Origin of the sequence: Anabaena lutea FACHB-196 (assembly GCF_014698305.1) — a bacterium.
GTDB lineage: Bacteria > Cyanobacteriota > Cyanobacteriia > Cyanobacteriales > Nostocaceae > Anabaena > Anabaena lutea.
On the sequence record NZ_JACJST010000002.1, the window covers coordinates 22,890 to 42,955 of the forward strand.

General features: G+C 38.7%; 17 protein-coding genes. 8 read left to right on the top strand and 9 right to left on the bottom strand.

All coding sequences use genetic code 11. The features are described 5' to 3' along the window. Positions 1-5: 5 nt before the first annotated feature. The 4 genes from H6G59_RS02360 to H6G59_RS02375 all read right to left on the bottom strand — a co-directional run bounded on the left by H6G59_RS02360 (position 6) and on the right by H6G59_RS02375 (position 4,030). Positions 6-824: a glycine-rich domain-containing protein gene (locus H6G59_RS02360; RefSeq protein ID WP_190711575.1), complete on the bottom strand. Its 819-nt coding sequence runs from the start codon at positions 822-824 to the stop codon at positions 6-8. A 158-nt stretch (positions 825-982) separates the two neighbouring features. After that, a complete protein-coding gene (locus tag H6G59_RS02365; protein WP_190711576.1) occupies positions 983-1,972 on the bottom strand; it encodes a DnaJ C-terminal domain-containing protein in 990 nt (329 codons plus the stop codon). 174 nt (positions 1,973-2,146) lie between these two features. Further along, positions 2,147-2,686, bottom strand: a complete 540-nt coding sequence (locus H6G59_RS02370; protein WP_190711577.1) for an AAA family ATPase — start codon at positions 2,684-2,686, stop codon at positions 2,147-2,149. A 54-nt stretch (positions 2,687-2,740) separates the two neighbouring features. Further along, positions 2,741-4,030, bottom strand: a complete 1,290-nt coding sequence (locus H6G59_RS02375; RefSeq protein WP_190711578.1) for a glucose-1-phosphate adenylyltransferase — start codon at positions 4,028-4,030, stop codon at positions 2,741-2,743. Positions 4,031-4,412: 382 nt separating this feature from the next. Between H6G59_RS02375 and H6G59_RS02380 the strand changes: the two genes are divergently transcribed. After that, a complete protein-coding gene (locus H6G59_RS02380; RefSeq protein WP_190711579.1) occupies positions 4,413-5,084 on the top strand; it encodes a hypothetical protein in 672 nt (223 codons plus the stop codon). 32 nt (positions 5,085-5,116) lie between these two features. Here H6G59_RS02380 and H6G59_RS02385 read toward each other — a convergent pair whose 3' ends face one another. Together H6G59_RS02385 and H6G59_RS02390 are read right to left on the bottom strand one after the other, a co-directional pair. After that, the gene (locus H6G59_RS02385) at positions 5,117-6,949 is read right to left on the bottom strand and encodes a tetratricopeptide repeat-containing S1 family peptidase (RefSeq protein ID WP_190711580.1); all 1,833 of its coding nucleotides are present in this window, start codon (positions 6,947-6,949) and stop codon (positions 5,117-5,119) included. Between the two features lie 6 nt (positions 6,950-6,955). Further along, complete coding sequence (locus tag H6G59_RS02390; RefSeq protein WP_190711581.1) at positions 6,956-7,279, bottom strand: CU044_2847 family protein; 324 nt, start codon at positions 7,277-7,279, stop codon at positions 6,956-6,958. 160 nt (positions 7,280-7,439) lie between these two features. On the opposite strand from H6G59_RS02390, the gene H6G59_RS02395 reads away from it, so the two are divergent. After that, a complete protein-coding gene (locus H6G59_RS02395) occupies positions 7,440-8,885 on the top strand; it encodes a glycoside hydrolase family 13 protein (RefSeq protein WP_190711582.1) in 1,446 nt (481 codons plus the stop codon). On the opposite strand, the gene H6G59_RS02400 is transcribed toward H6G59_RS02395, so the two are convergent. From H6G59_RS02400 to H6G59_RS02410, 3 genes are all read right to left on the bottom strand, one after another. After that, positions 8,882-9,127, bottom strand: a complete 246-nt coding sequence (locus H6G59_RS02400; RefSeq protein ID WP_190711583.1) for an HNH endonuclease — start codon at positions 9,125-9,127, stop codon at positions 8,882-8,884. The two genes, H6G59_RS02395 and H6G59_RS02400, sit on opposite strands and share 4 nt — an antisense overlap. Positions 9,128-9,177: 50 nt before the next feature. Next, entirely contained in the window at positions 9,178-9,552 is a 375-nt protein-coding gene (locus tag H6G59_RS02405) for a KGK domain-containing protein (protein WP_190711584.1), read from the bottom strand. 111 nt (positions 9,553-9,663) lie between these two features. Continuing rightward, complete coding sequence (locus H6G59_RS02410; RefSeq protein ID WP_190711585.1) at positions 9,664-12,177, bottom strand: U32 family peptidase; 2,514 nt, start codon at positions 12,175-12,177, stop codon at positions 9,664-9,666. A gap of 838 nt (positions 12,178-13,015) precedes the next feature. On the opposite strand from H6G59_RS02410, the gene H6G59_RS02415 reads away from it, so the two are divergent. The 6 genes from H6G59_RS02415 to H6G59_RS02440 all read left to right on the top strand — a co-directional run bounded on the left by H6G59_RS02415 (position 13,016) and on the right by H6G59_RS02440 (position 20,030). Further along, a complete protein-coding gene (locus H6G59_RS02415; RefSeq protein ID WP_199331910.1) occupies positions 13,016-13,273 on the top strand; it encodes a BsuBI/PstI family type II restriction endonuclease in 258 nt (85 codons plus the stop codon). A 186-nt stretch (positions 13,274-13,459) separates the two neighbouring features. Continuing rightward, positions 13,460-14,512: a dipeptide epimerase gene (locus tag H6G59_RS02420; RefSeq protein ID WP_190711586.1), complete on the top strand. Its 1,053-nt coding sequence runs from the start codon at positions 13,460-13,462 to the stop codon at positions 14,510-14,512. Further along, complete coding sequence (locus tag H6G59_RS02425; protein ID WP_190711587.1) at positions 14,496-15,542, top strand: DUF1611 domain-containing protein; 1,047 nt, start codon at positions 14,496-14,498, stop codon at positions 15,540-15,542. Before H6G59_RS02420 ends, H6G59_RS02425 begins: the two co-directional genes overlap by 17 nt. Before the next feature lie 220 nt (positions 15,543-15,762). Beyond that, positions 15,763-16,527, top strand: a complete 765-nt coding sequence (locus tag H6G59_RS02430; RefSeq protein WP_190711588.1) for a COP23 domain-containing protein — start codon at positions 15,763-15,765, stop codon at positions 16,525-16,527. 325 nt (positions 16,528-16,852) lie between these two features. Beyond that, positions 16,853-18,772, top strand: coding sequence for an FG-GAP-like repeat-containing protein (locus tag H6G59_RS02435; RefSeq protein WP_190711589.1), 1,920 nt, complete (start codon positions 16,853-16,855; stop codon positions 18,770-18,772). A 547-nt stretch (positions 18,773-19,319) separates the two neighbouring features. Then, positions 19,320-20,030 (top strand): peptidylprolyl isomerase, encoded by a 711-nt coding sequence (locus tag H6G59_RS02440; RefSeq protein ID WP_190711590.1) that lies wholly within the window; start codon positions 19,320-19,322, stop codon positions 20,028-20,030. The last annotated feature ends 36 nt before the right edge of the window (positions 20,031-20,066 follow it).

Consider the following 20,066-nt stretch of genomic DNA (forward strand, 5'->3'; position numbering starts at 1 on the left):
AACGATTAACCACCACCACCGCAGCCACCACCACCACCACCGCAACCACCACCACCGCAGCCACCACCACCAGAGTAGTCACTAGTAGAGTAATCACCACCACCACTACCACCACTACCACCACCGCCACGGCGAGAACCAAATATGATAAATATCAATAAACCAACAAAACCTAGGAAGAAAATCAAGGGTAATACAGAAGTTTGTGAATTTTGGGAATTGTTATTATTTGATGCTAATAAAATCTGAGAATTGGTGAGGATTAATGTCAAGGTAAACAAAAATGCTAGATAAAATCTTTGGGGAAGAAAACGAGAAATATTTATGTTTGGTAACTTAAATACAGGTTTGGGTACAACCCAATTTTTGTGAGTATCTACACGCTGAAAATTAGCTTCTTTATCAAAACGAATATGAGAAGCTGGCCAAATATCTATGGGTGGAGTTTCTCCAAAAAACTGTTCGTAACTGGCTACAGTTTTCAGATACCAATTATTAAATTTATTATATTCCTTGTCACCACCACGAGTGGGTCCATGATCTAGTTGTGTACCCAATATTCTGCAAAAATCATCCCAATAAGATTGGGTATATGTTAAATGTAAATGCCAAACTTGATCTACTTGATCAGATGGTGTAACTGGATGTCCTGCGAAAACAGCAATAACTGCAAACTTTTTATATTCATCAATTACACGCTGAGTATATTCAATTGTCCAGTTATTTTCCCTTGCTAATCTCTGACTAAAAGAGAAAGAAACATTTTTTTCATCTAAAGAAAATTCTTGAAGGCGTTGATATAATTCTGCTGGTTGAAGATTCATAGATTTTGGGAATTAATTTTTGGTTCTATGAGTTCTTCTGTCAAAGCAGAGTTATGTTATCTATATCTTTACAAAACTTTACAAATATAAAAAATATAAAGACGGGAAATTTCCCGTCTCCAAGATGAACTAGCGAAAATGGTTCAGTTTGATGGTGGTTATAATTTAACTTGCTCCAAATGACTACGGGGGTTATATGTACGGATAGCCCGGATTTTCTCATAATATTCCCGCTCTTGGGCGCTGAGGTCTTTTGGAGGTGCGATCGCTACTTTTACAAGCTGATCACCACGCCCACCTTTAGCTAGAGGCCAACCCTTACCACGTAAGCGCAGAGATTGACCAGAACGCACACCTGCCGGTAGCTTAACATTGACATTGCCATCGGGTGTGGGTACATCAATAGCCGCACCTAATGTAGCTTCATCTGGTGTAATTAGCACTTCACAAACTAGATTATCACCCTCAATTTGGAAAAAAGAATGGGGTTGGAGTTCCACCTTTAAATATAAATCTCCTCGTTGTTGAGTCATGGGGTTGATTTGACCCTTACCTCGCACCCGGAGACGAGTACCAGATTTAGCACCAGCGGGAATGCGGACATCAATTGTTTCGTTACCTAAGTTAAAACGTTTTTGCACTCCAGCAAATGCTTCTGCAAAAGTTAACTTGATCACCGCTTCCGTATCTTGGGTAGCACCTACACCAGCATCGGGAAACCCAAAATCATTAAAACCGCCAACACCACTACTAGGTCTACTGGTAGAAGTGCGATAAGAATAACTTTGTCGTCCACTGCGAGGGCCAGCAGCACCAAATAATTCATTTAAAAAGTCATTAAAACTGCCGTATTGACTGAAGTCAAAACCGTTCATATCAACGCCAGCACCGCCACTGGGGAAGCCTTCGCCAGCCTGTTTCCAGTATTGACCGAATTGGTCGTACTTTTTGCGCTTATCTGGGTCTGATAACACTTCGTAAGCTTCGTTAACTTCTTTGAAGCTTGCCTCTGCCTGTTTATTACCAGGGTTGACATCTGGGTGAAACTTGCGGGCGAGTTTACGAAAAGCTTGTTTAATTTCTTCTGGAGTGGCAGTCTTACTGATTCCTAAAATTGCGTAATAGTCTTTAAAGTCGGTTGCAGCCATCTACCAGCCTCCTATACAAATTTCTGTTATGTTTTTTTCTAAGATATGAGATTTACTGTTGTCCAGCTACTATAATTCTGGGCAAAAGATTCTGATATTAAATTAGCAAACAATCTCAAAACTCAAGTGGGGTTCTCGCTCATACTGCCAGGGCAATTCCCGTACTCCTGGGCTTTAAGGAATGTAAATGAGCCTGTCTAATCCTTCTTCTACGCTGGGGGGTGCATCCCGGAGTTGGCGATGCATTCGGAAAATGATTTCCTCTGGAACCTGGCGAATCCGCCTTTGATTGCGTGCTAAACACAGCCAAACTGGGGTTTTGACCCAAATTCCAGTAATGTGAGTAAAACCAAAATTACGGGCTTGGGTAATGAGTTCACGGCGATCGCATCGTTTGGCGTTAGTAGCATCAAAAATTACCCCTTGATTTGCGCTTATAGCTTGTTGAAATTGCCGCTGTATTTCTCTCCAAATCAACAGCCACGCCCCTTGAGTCGCTTCTGAACCAAAGAGTTGCCCCCTGATAGCATCCGTAGAAATTAGCTGCATCTGGGGGCATTCTGCTAGTAATTGTGTTGCTAACGTTGACTTACCGCTACCAGGAAGACCAATCAGTAACAAGAGTACCAAGTTCTGAGTACTGAGTACTGAGTGCAAATTTGGGAGTGTTGAGTGAGTAGTTAGGAGTGAAGAATAATTAGAAATTTGATCCATAACTCATGACTCGTTACTCATGACTCGTTACTCATGACTCATGACTCAGCACTTTTAGATGATTGTACCGTCGTGAATTACGGCATTTTTCAGTACAACGACAATACCACTGCGAATGTAGAAGCCTTGACTTTCTCGTTCGGCTTCTTGCACATTGTCTTTATTGATAATTTTCACATCATGACCGATGCGGGCATTTTTATCAATAATGGCACGGCGAATAATCGTGTCTGTACCAATGCCTACAGGGATATCGCCTTGTTCTAGGCTACATTGGCGTTCTACAGATGGTTGGTAATAATCTGCACCCATGAGTAGGGATTCTTCGATCACACAGCCTGACTCAATCCGCGATCGCACTCCCAACACTGAATGCTGAATCCGGCAATTTTTCAAAATGCAACCTTCGCCAATCATCGATTCTGTGATTTGGCAATTTAGCAGTTTCGATGGGGGTAAGTACCTAGCGCGAGTATAAATTGGTGCTTTTTCATCGTAAAAGCTAAAGGGCGGCATTGGTTGCTGGGTTAGAGCTAAATTCGCTTCATAAAAAGCTTCGATGGTTCCAATGTCTTCCCAGTAATCATCAAACAAGAAAGCTTGAACGTTGTGATCTTTTGCCGCATCAGGGATAATTTCCTTGCCAAAATCAGTCCGTTCTAAAGATTCTTTCAATAACTTGATCAAAACATCTTTTTTAAAGACATAAATCCCCATCGAGGCGATATATGGCTGTAATTCGGCTTGTTCTTTTGTCAACCCCAGTACGGTAGTATCTACACGCATTTGGGCTAAAGCCTCACCTTTGGGTTTTTCGCTAAAATCAATCACCCTACCAGAATCGTTGATTTTCATCAAGCCAAAATCCGACGCACGGCGATCGTCTATGGGGATGACAGAAAGGGTAATATCAGCATTTGTATCTCTGTGGCGCTGGATAAACTGACGGTAATCCATCCGATATAGGTGATCACCAGAAAGAATCAGAAATTCTTCTACATCCCAATCCTGTAGCATCCAGATGTACTGACGCACAGCATCAGCCGTACCTTGGAACCAGTTCGGGTTTTCTGGGGTTTGTTGTGCTGCTAACACTTCCACAAAACCATCACTAAACCCACTGAAGTTGTAAGCACGGGCAATGTGACGATTTAGAGAAGCTGAGTTAAATTGAGTGAGAACGTAGATTTTAAAGATTTCTGAATTGATGCAGTTGCTAACAGGGATATCTATTAAGCGGTACTTCCCAGCAACTGGTACTGCTGGTTTAGCACGGAGTTTGGTTAGCGGATAAAGCCGAGTACCCGCACCCCCACCAAGAATGATTGCTAAGACTTTTTTCACAAAATTTCTCCGAACTGCCTTTCAACTCTCACCTACAGTTTAGGACTGTATGTGGCAGCTGATAAGGGGGGATCAAAGAATCTTGGGAAGGAATTTTTGAGATGGGGCTTAGGTACGGAAAGTAGAACTGATGTATTAATGATGGGGAAAGATGGGGAGAATGGGATGCGATCGCACAGTAAAGGAGTAAAGTTCAAAACTAGCCGATCACTATAGCGAAAGTATTTATTTAGCATATATTTTTTTAAATTGAAATAAAAGAATATTATCTACATTAAAATTATTAAATTTATGCGTATTTATCTAAAATACTTTATTTACAAATAACCTTGCTGATATAAAATCAAAGAAGACCTGAATTAATTTAATTAAATCCCTAAAAATGAAACCAAATAACAATTTATCAGAAATTGATATAAACAAGAGTTTTCTAGATCAAAAACCTTTCCAAAATTTACTAAAAATAGATTCTCTAAAAGTAGGAGAAAAGCTTAATGCACTGGATTTACTAAAAATTATAGAAGTAATTAAGTATCTGGCTAAGAACCATATAGATATGAAACAATTGGTAGATAGTGGAGATGCAGAAGTAGAAATTACTGGTATTGAGTTGGAATATGTATTGAGTGGTAATAAAGAATCTTTTAAAGAAAAATATTATTTGCAATGGCATAAGCAAGATGAACAAGAAAAAGATGATAAAGCAGAAATTGATGCTCATGAGGAAAGTAGTTATTTGCAATTAGAATTTTTGCAAAAACTTTCTCATAGATTAGATGAACTTAGCGAATTAACTGAGGATGGAAGAATAACGTCGTTTAAGATTCTTTTCTCCATGACACAAAAGAAAGCAAGTCTTCCTATTAATTCTCTAGCTTTATTAGATGATTTAGGAGAAACTATAAATTCAGTTAGGAATTTTTTATTTTCTGGCTGTGTAATTAAACCTGATTATTATGAAGGTACTCTTTATAAAAGATGGTTCTGCAATGGTGACGCATCTGATTGGGTTTTAGATGCTTTTGGAAATAAAAAACCTTGGAGGAGAGGATAAAAAAGAGAAGAATGAGTTTAAATTCAGTCAGATTATTGGGTTGTATTAATAATTTGATTAATATTTATTGCCAATTGAGGTTTTTTAGCAGCCAAAGTTTTTAATTCATTAATTATCTCAGCCTTGTTATGGGAATTACTAGATATTTCCGCGATAATTATTTTATATGTGCGATTAGCATCTGGGAATTTTTTTGCTTGTAATTGAGCCAAACCCAAAGACCGTAAACAATTAAGACTTGGTGACATTTGATTGCAAGCAATAGTCAAATCAGAAATAGCTTGTGGGAATTTCTCTTCTTGCAAATATAAATTTCCTCGATTTATCATGGCTGTTAACTTGTCTTCTTCTGCAAATTTAGATGTAATGATATAAGTGTAAATTTTGATTGCCTCAGATAAGTTTTCCATATTTGTAAGAATTAATGCCTGATTTATCCAAAATGTAAAATCTTGGGGAGAAAATTTAGATGCTTCTTTATAAGCTGCTAAGGCTTTGTGACAACTATCTTTATCAATCAGACAGTTGATTTTACCCTCGTGTTCATACCACCAACCTAACCAGTAATATGCTTCTGCTAAATATTGTCGATTTTCTGGCTTTTTTAAGTCAAAATCTGTTATATTTTGCTGCTCAGTAAGAGCTAAACTAAGTAACTGAGTCGCTTCTGAAAAATTGCCTTGATCTACATAAATACGACTTAGGTTATAGGCAGTAATTATAGATACCAAATACTGCCAGTCTTCCGTTTGCAAATCAGAGTTAGCTGTTGATAAAGAAAGCTTAGACAAATATTTAATAGGTTTCAATTTAACTGTAGTCACAAATACTTGTATAGTAGAACCACCACGGGTTCCCCAAATAACTACATCAGCTTGACTAACCTGTTTTTGAGCATCTTCTGCATTATTAGGTGGTGATGTATGTGTTTTAATATAACAAACTTTAGTATTCATTAATGGGGATGACTGTAAATTTTGTTGAATTTGACTTTCTAACAAGGGACTAAGAGCAGAATTACCAGAAGATGTATGAAAATCAAAAATGGCAATCGCCTTTCTCCCTTCTCGATGTGCTTTTTCAAAACAGTTTGGGTTACTTACCCAGTTAGATATAAAGTAAAATACTGCTATGGAGAAAACAGGGAATAAAACTAAACTTACTAAAAACCTCAACTTTAAGTTTTTTCTTTTATCTAAACTCAATTGAGGATGAGTCAACTTACCTAAAGCTGGCCAAACTCTAACAATTTCCTCCACAGGAATCATAAAACCAATTTTAGCTTCTTTACGCCTTTCATCAGCAGCAACAGCCATTCCGACTATACCCTGAAGTTGTTCATCCCAAACAGGCGCACCACTAAAACCAGGTTCTAGTCTTGTTCCCACTTCTCCACCTTCTATTTGTACCCAACCTGCGGCTTGTTTTCCTCCTAATTTTCCACTTGCTTCTAAACCATCATCGTGGTTTAAAGGAAAACCGAAAGTGAGAAATTCATCTCCTCGTAAATTTGTTTCTACAAATAGTTTTACAGGTTTAACATTTGCAGGTGGAGGATTATTTAATTTCAATACAGCAATGTCTTCTTTACCTGTAACTGAAGTATCACCTTTGGGGGGAATAGGCCGCCACAAAACCACATTAGCTGTTAATTTAACATCTGACTTAATTAAAGGAAAATCTAAAAATATATCTTCATGAGGTCTGGTTTTACTATCTGCATTAATTCCCAATGCTTGAGCCACGACATGAGCGCAGGTAATGACATAGTTTTCATGGACTAAAAAACCAGTACCTACTACTGTACCTTTATAAGTAAAAATCCTGACAACAGCTTGCTTTGCTCTCTCAAACGAAGTGTTCATAAATGGTTAACTTTTCTTCCATTTAAGTGTAATTTCATAGTTACCTTCAACACTAGCACTGGCGATAATTGCCCCCGCTTCAGCACTCATTTTGATACCAAACTTAACTTCCACCTCGTCAGCAGGCTGATTTAATTGATGTAGCTTATTCATGATCGTATTAGCGATGGGTTTAATTCTTTCCAATGCAGCTTCAAAAGTCTGTTCTGTCTTACGAAGAATATCCTCTTCTCTACCAATGCGTCTCAGTCCTTCTTCTGATTCGGGTTCGTCTATTTCTACGAGAATGTAGGTACCATCTTCTAAGGGAAATTGAATTAAGCGTTTCACGAATTTAACCTTTCTTAAAATTTTAATAAGTGTGATGATTTTATTTAATCACACTCTATCTTAGGATAGATGAATAAAATTTAAATTTTAACAGCGGCGTTCATCTTCTTCTATAAAAGTTAAAATTTGTGACAATCATGTAAATTTATATCCACTAATTATGCAGATTCAAACACCAGACTGGGTTAAACACGCAGTTTTCTACCAAATCTTCCCCGATAGATTCGCTAAAAGCCAACAACCACATAAACAATTATTAAATAATGCAAAATGGGAAGATTGGGATGCAACACCCACACTCCAAGGTTATAAAGGTGGGGATTTATGGGGAATTTTAGAACAATTAGACTATATTCAAAGTTTAGGAATTAACGCCATTTACTTTACCCCCATCTTTCAATCTGCTTGTAATCACCGCTATCACACCCATGATTACTATCAAGTAGATCCAATTTTGGGAGGAAATGAAGCATTTAAAGAATTGCTAGATGCTGCACATAAACGCAATATTAAAGTAGTTCTGGATGGCGTTTTTAATCATGCGAGTCGGGGTATATTCTTTTTTCACGACATATTAGAAAATGGACCGCATTCACCTTGGGTAGATTGGTTTAAAATCCAAGGTTGGCCACTTGCACCATACACAGGTGATGCACCGGCTAACTACGAAGGTTGGGCGGGAATTCGTTCTTTACCAGTATTTAACCATAATAACCCAGAAGTACGTGAATACATTATGGGAATTGCCGAATATTGGATTCAATTCGGTATTGATGGTTGGCGTTTGGATGTACCTTTTGAAATCAAAACTCCTGGTTTTTGGCAAGAATTTCGGCAAAGAGTCAAAGCCATAAATCCCGATGCTTATATTGTCGGAGAAGTGTGGAGAGATTCCCGCGAGTGGTTAGATGGAACGCAATTTGATGGAGTAATGAATTATTTATTTACTGGTCCAACTATTGCATTTACAGCAGGAGATCGTGTAAACGTAAAAGAAGTAAAAGGACGTGATTATCAAACCCATCCACCATTATTTGCGACTGAATATGCCGCCAAAATTGAGGATTTATTAAAACTTTATCCTTGGGAAATTCAGCTAACACAACTCAACTTACTCGCAAGTCATGATACAGCCAGATTAATAACCATTGCTGGTGGTGATATTGCAAGTTTTGAATTAGCAACTTTACTTTTATTGACTTTTCCTGGTGCGCCAAGTGTGTATTATGGTGATGAAGTTGGTTTACCTGGTGGATTAGATCCCGATTGTCGTCGTGGTTTTCCGTCAGCAGAAAATTGGAATTTAGAAATTCTCAATCTTCACAAACAATTAATTTCTCTACGTCACAAATACGAAGCTTTGCGAATTGGTGAATATCAAGTTCTTTATGCACGAGGAGAATTATATATCTTTGCGCGAACTTTAGAAACTGAGGAATTAATTATTGCTGTGAATGTGGGTACAGAAACTGCAAAGGGTAATGTAGATTGTAGTAGTTTACAAACTCAACCTCATCAAGTTTTATTTGGTAATGGAGAGGTGGAATGGAATGGTAAATTGATGGGTTTAACCGTTCCACCGCGTACTGGTTGCATTTTGGGTTAAATATCGAAATGTCGGTGAAAGCGATTGTCGATATTATTTGTTTTTTGCTGATTACAAGTTAAGCAGAGAGTTTGTAAATTACTAATATCGTTTTTACCACCACGAGACAAAGGGATAATATGATCAATGCTGAGATGAGTTTCTCCAGAGACTTTACCGCAGCTTTGACACTGATATTTATCCCTTTGGAAAACGTAGGTTCTGACTTCTGGGGGTATGGGGATTCGTGGAGTTTTGGTCATGATGTTTTTTCACGCAGAGACGCAGAGACACAGAGAGAAAATAAGAGTTATTATGTAGTTTCATTTATCATGCGTCGTAAGTCATCAAGAGGTGATTCTGGTTCTTGGATTTGTGTGTCTTCTTCTTCAACGTAAAATTCAATGCTGAGTTTAAATTTTAATTTACCTTTCTTCCAAGATTGAGAACCTAAGTTTAGTATTTTGACATCCATACCTTCTGTAAAACATTCGGTATTATAATAGTTATGCCTTTCAATATAGTAAATCTTTTGTTCTCTTAATACATTCCAGAAAGCTGTCAAAAAGCTAGTATTAGCGCTCACTTTTTCTAACGCTTGTTTCAATTTACTAAATTTATAAGTCCAATCATTGCTTTCAATCACATCATCATCATTAAACTCTATCAACTTAAACTTATCTTCCATATCTCTCCCTCTCTGTGCCTCTGCGTCTCTGCGTGAAAAAATAAATCCTGGGTGAAAACAGAAAAACCCTGAACCCAAAATATTATACCTCTTTTTCACCACTTAATTTAGCTACATCACCCTCATAGAACCACGAGTTACACCCAATTGATTTTGCAATTTCAACTCTCTCCAAATTTGAGAACCTGTGATTTCTCCTTGCAAAAGTAGTTGATAATAATCTATTGTTTTGATCACTTGTTCTGGGGTTTCATTGAGAAATTCAATTCTCAAATTTTGTAAACCCAAACTTATTAATCTTTGTACATATTCTGCACCAGTTTGTGCAGTACCGTTATATACTGTATTTCTACATCCTGAATCGGCTTTGAGGATGTGTTCACTACCTACTCTGTCTTTAATTTTGACTTCTTGTTTTTCGCAAGGTCTACCACAGTTGGTGTAATCTGTTCCTGTAGAGAGAAAAGCACAAAACACGCAATGTTCCATGTGAAACATGGGTATATGTTGATGTATTGTGACTTCAAAATTTTGTGCTGGGTAATTTGTAATTAAATCTTCGAGTTGGTTAATATTTAAGTCGTATGATGCTGTTAATCTTTCTAAATTAAAGCGATGTTTTAAATAATCTGCTGTTAAGGGATTAGCAATATTTAAGGAAAAGTCAGCAATACATCTTTCATTGGCAAAATATTCTAATTGGTCATAATTTCTGATTAAATAACCATCAGCATTAGCAGCGAGAACTTGTTTTAAAATCCAAGTTTCTCCAGGTTTAGTTATCCGGGGTGGTGCGACAAAGATGCTGACATCTTCTTCATATTCCCGCACTATTTTTACTGCTTCTTGATAATTGCGAGGATTTTCAAATTCACAATAAACTGTTTTGATATCTGCTGTTAATGCTGCTTTGAGTTGTTGGATATTTCTAACTAAAACAATCAGGGAAGGTAAAGCTGGGATAGGTGTAGATTTAGAAGTAATTAAATCTTGCCATTTTGCGTGATGATTTAATTGCCAAAGTTTGGGTTTCTTTCTTAATTCTTCTAATTGGGAGACTATTTCCCGACGCATTCGGTTTAATTCACTCACGGGTAACATGATATTACCGTTGAGATGATTGATGAAAGTGTCTAAATAGAAAGGAGTATTCCCTAAACGTCCAAATTGTTCTTTTATCCTCTCTGTAGTCAGGGGTTTGGTGTGTGCTTCTACCACCAATATTTCTGATTCTACTTGAACTATATTACCAAATTCATCACGAGCGATCGCTATTAATTTCTCGCCAATTTCCCCATACACATCTATATTAATAGGTTTAGGAAATTGAGGATTTTCTCCAGCATAACTTTGACGGATTTGTTTATCTAGTTCTGGATCATTTGTCTTCCAAACTTTATCACCTATATTTATCCGTCGAAAGTTCAAATTATTTTTGCCAAAACTTAATATTGCGTCTTTACCTTTTTGGATAACTGCATATATTCTTCCCCCTTCTTCCTTGGTTTCTGGATGTCCACAATCAAAAACAATCCCGTCACCTGGTTTAACTGGTGCTTCCAGTTTCACGGTAATTTGTTCATTGTAAATGCGGGTAACTTCTCCTAAATAAACACCGCGTTTTTTTCCAAATCTGGCGTGAACAAGTTCTTGATTATTAATTCCCTCAAACCAACCTGTGTAAAGTCCGCGAGAAAATGCCATTTCTAAATTATATTGGTCTTTACGCAACCCTGATGATTTCTGTTGTAGAGATGTTTCATGAAACTTCTCTACATTCGTTTTCATTATTTTATCTAACGCTTTTCGATAAACTTGGGTAACGTTAGCAACATATTCTGGTGCTTTCAAACGTCCTTCTATTTTTAAACAAGTAACTCCAGATTTTACTAATTCTGGTAAAACTTCCAACCCTGCTAAATCTTGAGGACTAAGTAAATATTTGCGATTATCTAAATTGACAATTTCCCCATCTGCAATTAAATCATAAGGCATTCGGCAAGCTTGAGCGCATTCTCCCCGATTTGCAGAACGTCCTCCTAATGCTTCGCTGGTTAAACATTGTCCTGAATATGCGACGCACAAAGCACCGTGGACGAAAACTTCTAAAGGTAAAGAAGTATTTTTTTGGCTAATTTGTTGTTGAATTTTATTAATTTCTGTAATCGAACATTCCCGCGCTAAAACTACCAATTGACAACCGAGAGATTTTGCAAATTCTACCCCCGCAGCGCTGGTAATTGTCATTTGAGTGGAAGCGTGAATGGGAAAATCAGGAGAAAGATGACGAATCAGACGACAAATACCCACGTCTTGAACGATGACAGCATCAACACCCGCAGAAATGATAGTTTTGAGGTATTGCTGTGCTTCCGTCAGTTCCTGCGGAAAAATCAGGGTATTCAGGGTGACGTAACCTTTGACTCCCCGCAGATGCAGAAATTCCATTATTTCAGGTAAATCTGCTTCCGTGAAATTTTCAGCCCGCATTCTGGCGTTAAACTTATCTAAACCAAAGTAAATCGCATCTGCACCATTTTCTACTGCGGCTTTCGCGCATTCCCAATTACCCGCAGGTGCTAGGAGTTCGGGGAGTTTCAGGATAGGTGTAGAGATGCTTGTCATTTGCTTTAGTCAGAGTGATGTCAGTTTATAGATTGTATCTAAGTTGGGGGGTGGTTGGGGGAAGGTTAAGATCCCTGACTTCTCATTTAATGATTTCAATAAATGATTAACCAGTGTAAGCAGTCGGGGATTTGAGTTTTATAATTGAATACCTAACTTCAGAAAAAACACCTCATTTCTTATATACCCTCAGAATTGGGGTTACTTTTGGATTTTGGGGGTTACTCAGGTTTACTCTATAGGTAGTTCTCAAAAAATCTTCGTTTTTGTTCCCTTTAACTGTGACTATATAATGGTTGAGTTTAGATTTGTCTCGCTCAAATTTTTCAATCAATTTATTTTGCAGTATTTCAGCGTTTTTCAGTCTTTTGGATAACTGTCTACCAATTCCTAAACAGAATACTCCTGTATTGTCAGGAAATGTATTTACTTGTAAGTAGTATGGCCGATTATTGGATTTAAAGTGATCTGTTAACCAAATATATCCTCTATTTGGGGGAGTTAGTTTTGTAAAAGTCTCTTTGGTTCTCTCATTAAAACCACAATTTCTATCCATAATTAGTTCACCAGATATTGCGGGTTTTGAGAGAGTGACTACAAATGTAGAACATAAGGTTAGGGTTGCTAAGTTCCCAGCGATAAATTTTGACAGTTTCAACATCAGAAACTCCTGTGGTTTTGGTATATTAATAGAGACTGTTTTTTCTCTGGGAAAGTTTCATCTCCCAAACTTTTTGTTCATAGGTTATTGCAATGATTAAATAAGAAGTCGGGGATCTGGTTTGAATACCCTACAAAATTTGATGAATACTCTCAATGACCTGTTCAATAAGGTTTACTGCATCATTACTGGTCAGTTTTAATTGAATCTGTGACATCACATGGTCTAATTGATGTCAAGCGCAAAAATGAACTACAAAATTTGTTCAAAAATTCTAAAATACCGCTGGTAATAGTGACAGCTTTCCTTAACCGCAAAACAATAAAAGAATATTTATCAGAAATTTCCTGGGAAACTGATGTATGGGTAGCGGAAGATGCAACTCATTTGATTCATTTCAATGGTGAACATCTTTTGCAACCTGATCAAGTATAGAGATAATATCTAACTATAAATCATACAAAACTGCTGATACCTCTCACTCTAGCAAAAATAGAAAATTATCAATAGTTGTATAAAAAATTGATAGTAAAATGTAAAAAAGTATAACAGACACCCTAAATAATCTACAATCAGGAACTAAACTGTTTTCTTGCCCTAACTCGGTACAATAGTATATTTATGCAAATAAATGTCAAAATATTTACTGTTAACAAACGGTTTCCCTTAACAATTAGTCGAGGAACAACGGCACAAACGACAAATGTATGGCTGCAAATTTCCGAAGATGGAATTGCAGGTTGGGGAGAAGCATCACCCTTTGGTGTTGGTAATCATAGACAATCTACTGAGATAATCCAAGAGAGTTTGCGGCAGATTACACCGACATTGCAAAAATTCCACCCTTGGCAAAGGCAGGAAATTGAAGAATTATTAACTCAAAAGCGGGTTCCTTCGGCTGTGAGGGCGGCTGTAGATATGGCGCTGTATGATTGGATGGGTAAGTGTGTAAACTTACCTCTGTGGCAAATCTGGGGGTTAAATCGAGATGCTATAGTCCCCACTTCGGTAACAATTGGCATTAATTCCCCAGCAGGTGCAGCGGCTAGGGCGAGAGACTGGTTACAATTTATGGATGTGAGTTTGTTCAAAGTCAAGTTAGGTTCGAGCGAAGGGATAAATGCCGATAGACAAATGCTATTAGCTGTGCGTGAAGAAATTGCCGGAAAAGAGCTATTTGTAGATGCTAACGGAGGTTGGAGTTTAGCAGATGCGATCGCTATGTCTCTTTGGTTAGCTGATTTGGGTATAAAATATATAGAACAGCCATTACCACGTGGACAGGAAACACATCTAGCCACTCTCAAGGAGCATTCACCTTTACCCATCTTTGTCGATGAAAGTTGCTTTACTAGCGCAGATATTCCCGAATTAGCCAATTATGTAGATGGTATCAACATCAAGCTGATGAAATCTGGGGGATTGAGTGAAGCAATGAGAATGGTACATACAGCAAAGGCGCATGATTTAAAAGTGATGTTTGGCTGTTATTCTGATAGTACTCTGGCAAATACAGCAGCATCACAGCTTGCACCCCTAGCTGATTATTTAGATTTAGATAGTCACCTTAACTTAATTGATGACCCATTTACGGGTGCATTAGTCAAAGAAGGGCGAATTTTGCCGAACGATTTACCTGGTTTGGGGGTACAATATAGTGCGTTTGCCGCTTAATCAAAAAACAGCAATTTTACTGCATGAAGGGCTGAATGGGGCTAATGGTAAAACGGGGTTATCAATTTTACGCTACAGTGAAGCCCCAGTTGTCGCAGTCATAGATCGGGAATCTGTTGGTAAATCTTTACCAGAATTAACAGGTATCAAGCGCGATGTGCCGATTGTGGCATCATTAGCCGCAGCGTTACAGTATCAGCCAGAAGTGCTGGTAATTGGTATCGCTCCCAAAGGTGGTTTAGTCCCAGACGATTACTGGCCTGACATTAAAGATGCTCTAAAAGCAGGAATGTCTTTAGTAAATGGTTTACACACCCCTCTAGCTAATATCCCGGATTTAAATGCCCTACTGAAACCAGGACAAATCATTTGGGATGTAAGAAAAGAACCAGCTAATTTAGATGTAGCTTCGGGGTTAGCACGGACTCTTCCCTGTCGTCGGGTATTGACGGTGGGTACAGATATGGCTATTGGCAAAATGTCCACTAGTTTAGAATTACATTGGGCTGCAAAATTGCGAGGTTGGCGTTCCAAGTTTTTGGCAACTGGTCAAACTGGTTTAATGTTAGAAGGTGATGGTGTGGCTTTGGATGCTGTACGTGTAGACTTCGCTGCTGGTGCTGTAGAACAGCTGGTGATGCGGTTTGGTAAACACTACGATATTCTGCAAATTGAAGGACAAGGTTCTCTGTTACATCCTGGTTCAACTGCCACTTTACCTCTAATTCGTGGTTCTCAACCAACGCATTTAATACTAGTTCATCAAGCTGGACAAACTCATAACCGCAATAATCCTCATGTCCCCATTCCATCTTTACCAGAAGTAATTCGGATGTATGAAATGGTGGCTAGTGCGGGGGGTGCTTTTGCTACAGTTCCTGTGGTGGGGATAGCTTTGAATACTAGATATTTAGATGAATCTGGGTCTAAGGATGCGATCGCTCAAACTATAGCCGAAACCGGTCTACCTTGTACAGATCCGGTGCGTTATGGTGGTGGTGTGTTGTTAGATGCAGTCATGCAGAGTTAAGGCACTAGTACCGTTTTGTCGGAATTAAAAATTAAAAAAGGACTTACGCAAAAACTCTCCCTTTCTTCATTATTCCGTCCTTTATTCTGTCTTATCTGCATTTAGCTATTCCGTAACTCCTGCGTAAGTTCTCAACAAGAAGAAAAAATACACTTCTAAAATGAACCAATTCTAAAATTCTCCGTCACTGGAGATATGAAGAGATTTTAGAGGTTGAGTTATGTTATTGTCACCACGTCAGGTTTTATTTTTGAGTAGTTTGAGCTTATCCTTATTTATTGGTAATTCTGTAGCCTTTGCCCAAACTGGCAGTGTTGTTGTACCAACAGTACCATCAGGCTCATCAACACCAGTTGATACATCTACAGATACGCCTATTGATACCACATCTGCTACTGGGGCAAGATTTAGCTGCCAATTCTACGATGGCAAGTACACTGTCATGTATCAACCACAAAGTCAACCAGGGCAATTCTTTGCTTGGGCTGCACCTGCTTCTCTCGGTGGTGGTTGGACTCCCCAAAAGCGTTGTGAAGCGATCGCTTCTCGCTTAGAATTATATCGCCCCGATGGCTTACAAGAACTAGATATAGCCAGAGAAAATAACGAAAACATCATCTGCGTCACTACTGAAGCTAACTCCGCTTGTCGAATTCTGCTCACAGTCCCCCGTGATAAAGACCCCTACGCTATTCGCAGCAGTGTTTTCAACAACTTAGCCAATGCTGACAACGGACAGCAAACCGTAGCTGTTAATACTTATACTAATCGCTCTAGAGGAGGCACAAACGAATTATTCAATTTAGGTCGCACCCTCCTAGGTGGTAACAACCGGGTAAATTCATCCAAAAGTGGCATTAATTTGAAACCTTTCCTAGATCCCAAAGATGGTGGTACAGCGAAAAATCTCAGAAATGGAGTATCTATCCGTCGTCAGTCTCCACCACAGAACCGTACTATCCTCAATCCTCAGTTATTCCGCTGATGTATGCTGTATCTTAATTAGCTTGTTGGCGATGAAATAATTATTAATAAATACAGTTTTAGCTTCTTTGTATGTATCTATAAAGAAGCTTTTGCCTGTTGTTAGTTTTAAAAACTGACTAGTATAAATTTTTAGTAAAAATATCATGCGATGTCTCGACTATTCAAGGTTTTCATCCTACAGTAATTGATGAGAAATTAAAAAAAAGCAAGATTTGTCAAGAGCCAGAAGTAAGACTATTAATGTCTAAGTGACTGTCATCCGGACAAATTTTGCTTTCAGTTTAAATCAATACAGTGTTAAAACTGTAATAAGGAACAAATAAATGACAATATCATTTAGCGCACCCAACAATTTATCCGCTGGAGATCGCCCCTATTCTGTAGCGGTAGCAGATTTTAACAAAGACGGCAAGCTCGATGTAGCAGTAGCAAATACTGGTGATAAAACTGTCTCCATCTTATTGGGTGATGGTGCAGGTAGTTTCAACTTATTCGGTAGCTATAGTGTAGGGTCTACATGGAATCCGGTTTCCATAGCTGTATTAGACTTGAACGGTGATGGCAACCTAGACTTAGCATCAGCAAATTTAGACTTGTCAAATCTTTCTGTTGCTAACAGTGATGTCTCCATCATATTTGGTAATGGTACAGGTGCTTTCAACTCAGACCCCAACTATCCCAACTATGATGTTTCTGGACTGAGTGGACTGAATGCGATCGCTCTTGCTGACTTCAACAATGATGGCATTTTAGACCTGGCAGCAGGTACACTTTCCAGCAATAATGTCTCAATCTTCTTGGGCGATGGTGTATCCAACTTTTCAACTGTTTTTGATTATAATATTGGTAATACTACCCGTGCGATCGCTCTCGCTGACTTCAACAATGATGGCATTTTAGACCTGGCACAGGTCAGATCTGGTCAAAGCAAAGTCTTTGTACGATTAGGGTCAGGTACAGGTAGCTTTGGTCAACCAGTTTCCTTTGGTACTCCCGCTGAATTCACCGTAGGAACAGAACCTCGCTCAGTAGCTATAGCCGACATCAATGGTGACGGACTCCTCGACATATTAGTAGCAAACAGTGATGATGATAATATTTCATTACTATTAGGCGATGGCACAGGCAATTTCGGCGCTGCCACCTACTATGCAGCCGCAGATGGTTCTCGCACTTTAGCTGTAGCAGACTTTGACGATGATGGCAAACTTGATCTCGTAGTAGGTAACGAACTCGACGACACTATTTCGGTGCTGTTGAATACAACTACCGGAGACAATTTTGTTGGGAATATCGGCGATGATTACTATGTTGTTGATAATATAGGTGACGAAATTGACGAAGGTTTGAATGGTGGCACAGATACAGTTAGAGCCTCAGTCACATACACCTTAGACGACAACGTAGAACGTCTGACTTTAGCTGGAAGCAACAATATCAACGGTACAGGTAACAACCTGAATAACAACATCACAGGTAATAGTGGCAATAATATTCTTGATGGTCGTGGTGGTAACGATTCTCTTTACGGTGAAGCTGGTGATGATACCCTAATTGGTGGTGATGGTAACGACAACCTCTTTGGTGGTGAAGGTGCTGATGAGCTAATTGGTGGTAACGGCAATGACACCTACTTTGTTGAGAATGTGGGTGACACAGTTACCGAAAATATTAATGGTGGCATAGACACAGTTAACTCCTCTGTCAACTTCACTTTAAGCGACAACGTAGAACGTCTAACTTTAACTGGAACCGACAATATCAACGGTACAGGTAACGTCCTAAATAACAATCTCACAGGTAATGCTAGCAATAATATCCTAACGGGTAATGGTGGCAACGACTATCTTTACGGTAATGCAGGTGATGATACCCTAATTGGTGGTTTGGGTAATGACACCCTGTTTGGTGGTGCCGGTAATGATATTTTCCGCTTCAATAGCACAAATGAAGGGATTGATAGAATTCAAGACTTTTCATTAGTAGGTACTGACGTTATTCAAATATCTGCTAGTGGGTTTGGTAATGTTTTGACTGCAAATGCGGTTCTTGATGTTTCTGCTTTCCGTTCTGGTGCAGGGATAACAACAGCTGATACTGGCGCACAAAGATTTATTTACAACACTAGCAATGGTGCATTGTTCTTTGATGCTGACGGGAATGGCGCTGGTAATAAGATTCAAATTGCCATATTCTCTGGACTACCTACTCTTAGTAATAGTGACTTCTTTGTTATTGCCTAATGAAAGAAGTCTAATTTCATATTAGTCCTGGCTATACACACAAAACCTTCACCAACAAGCCCTCACTTTAACAGAGTGGGGGTCTAAGCAAAAAGCCAATCTCCTCTGGCTGTAAGGCTTTTAGCCACACAATAAGACCAGCCTCATCTCCGGCTGATCCGATGTTTGTCTAGCCACAGACGCTGATTCAGTAAAGCTTTTCAGAACTTGGTGAAGGTATTGTTAGGAGATAATTGATTTCGTGAAGTTACCGGCTAGATTTGAAAGTTTTGTTGATTTACTGCCAGTTTAAGCTTGCAAATTCAAAAAATTGTGATAGTTTGGTACGATAATATCCAAATACGGATGTCCTTGTTATTAAGTTTGACAAGAGCATATTCGGTTATTGCTATGATTTATAGCAAGCATCTAAGCGCGTAGTAAGAAAAATGGGACGAAGTTATAGATAACTACGTAACCTTAACCCATAGATAAACTGCCTGCAATCTGTTTCTACTATATTTTTGGACAACAATTAATAACGGTGGTAACTCTGCTTACAAGTGATATGAATTCAGTACTGCAATTTGGCGATAGCATACTCACAGCCTCAGAAGTTCTGCAATCATTGGCAAAATACCAGTTAATGCCACTATTGCTCAGAGAGGTGGTGATTGATCAAGCGATCGCACAGATTGAGTGTACGCCACAAGAAGAGCAACTGGCCTGTGAACAGTTAGCCCAACAATATCAAGGGCGACAAGAACAGGGAATAAGTTCCGAACAGTTAAATACTGTCGCTATTCGCCAATTAAAACTAGAAAAGTTTAAAGAAGCGACTTGGGGACTAGATTTAGACTCTTACTTTTACCAACGCAAAGCGCAGTTGGATCGAGTTATCTATTCTTTAATTACCACTTCTGATATCGGTATTGCCCAAGAAATCTACTTCCGCATTCAAGAAGGAGAACAGTCCTTTGCTCAACTAGCGCGGGAATACGCCGAAGGCCCTGAAGCTCAAACAGATGGTTTAGTCGGTCCTGTAGAATTACAATCTCTTCATCAATCTCTAGTCAAAATTTTATCTGTTAGCCAACCACAGCAAGTTTTTCCGCCGACTCAAATAGGAGATCGGATCGTGATTGTGAGATTAGAAAGACTACTACCCGCTCAACTGGATAGACCGACGCGTCAACGATTGCTAAACGAACGTTTCCAGGGTTGGCTACAAACACAAATAGCTGCACAAAACTGGCAAATTCAACCATCAGAAGGATGAATTGGCTGAAATATTAACCATAGTAAATTAATTTTC

What these genes read in the sequence shown, in the direction of transcription:
- H6G59_RS02360 (WP_190711575.1), bottom strand. Translation starts at nt 824, where the DNA reads ATGAATCTTCAACCAGCAGAATTATATCAACGCCTTCAAGAATTTTCT.
- H6G59_RS02365 (WP_190711576.1), bottom strand. Translation starts at nt 1,972, where the DNA reads ATGGCTGCAACCGACTTTAAAGACTATTACGCAATTTTAGGAATCAGT.
- H6G59_RS02370 (WP_190711577.1), bottom strand. Translation starts at nt 2,686, where the DNA reads ATGGATCAAATTTCTAATTATTCTTCACTCCTAACTACTCACTCAACA.
- H6G59_RS02380 (WP_190711579.1), top strand. Translation starts at nt 4,413, where the DNA reads ATGAAACCAAATAACAATTTATCAGAAATTGATATAAACAAGAGTTTT.
- H6G59_RS02385 (WP_190711580.1), bottom strand. Translation starts at nt 6,949, where the DNA reads ATGAACACTTCGTTTGAGAGAGCAAAGCAAGCTGTTGTCAGGATTTTT.
- H6G59_RS02395 (WP_190711582.1), top strand. Translation starts at nt 7,440, where the DNA reads ATGCAGATTCAAACACCAGACTGGGTTAAACACGCAGTTTTCTACCAA.
- H6G59_RS02400 (WP_190711583.1), bottom strand. Translation starts at nt 9,127, where the DNA reads ATGACCAAAACTCCACGAATCCCCATACCCCCAGAAGTCAGAACCTAC.
- H6G59_RS02405 (WP_190711584.1), bottom strand. Translation starts at nt 9,552, where the DNA reads ATGGAAGATAAGTTTAAGTTGATAGAGTTTAATGATGATGATGTGATT.
- H6G59_RS02410 (WP_190711585.1), bottom strand. Translation starts at nt 12,177, where the DNA reads ATGACAAGCATCTCTACACCTATCCTGAAACTCCCCGAACTCCTAGCA.
- H6G59_RS02420 (WP_190711586.1), top strand. Translation starts at nt 13,460, where the DNA reads ATGCAAATAAATGTCAAAATATTTACTGTTAACAAACGGTTTCCCTTA.
- H6G59_RS02430 (WP_190711588.1), top strand. Translation starts at nt 15,763, where the DNA reads ATGTTATTGTCACCACGTCAGGTTTTATTTTTGAGTAGTTTGAGCTTA.
- H6G59_RS02435 (WP_190711589.1), top strand. Translation starts at nt 16,853, where the DNA reads ATGACAATATCATTTAGCGCACCCAACAATTTATCCGCTGGAGATCGC.
- H6G59_RS02440 (WP_190711590.1), top strand. Translation starts at nt 19,320, where the DNA reads ATGAATTCAGTACTGCAATTTGGCGATAGCATACTCACAGCCTCAGAA.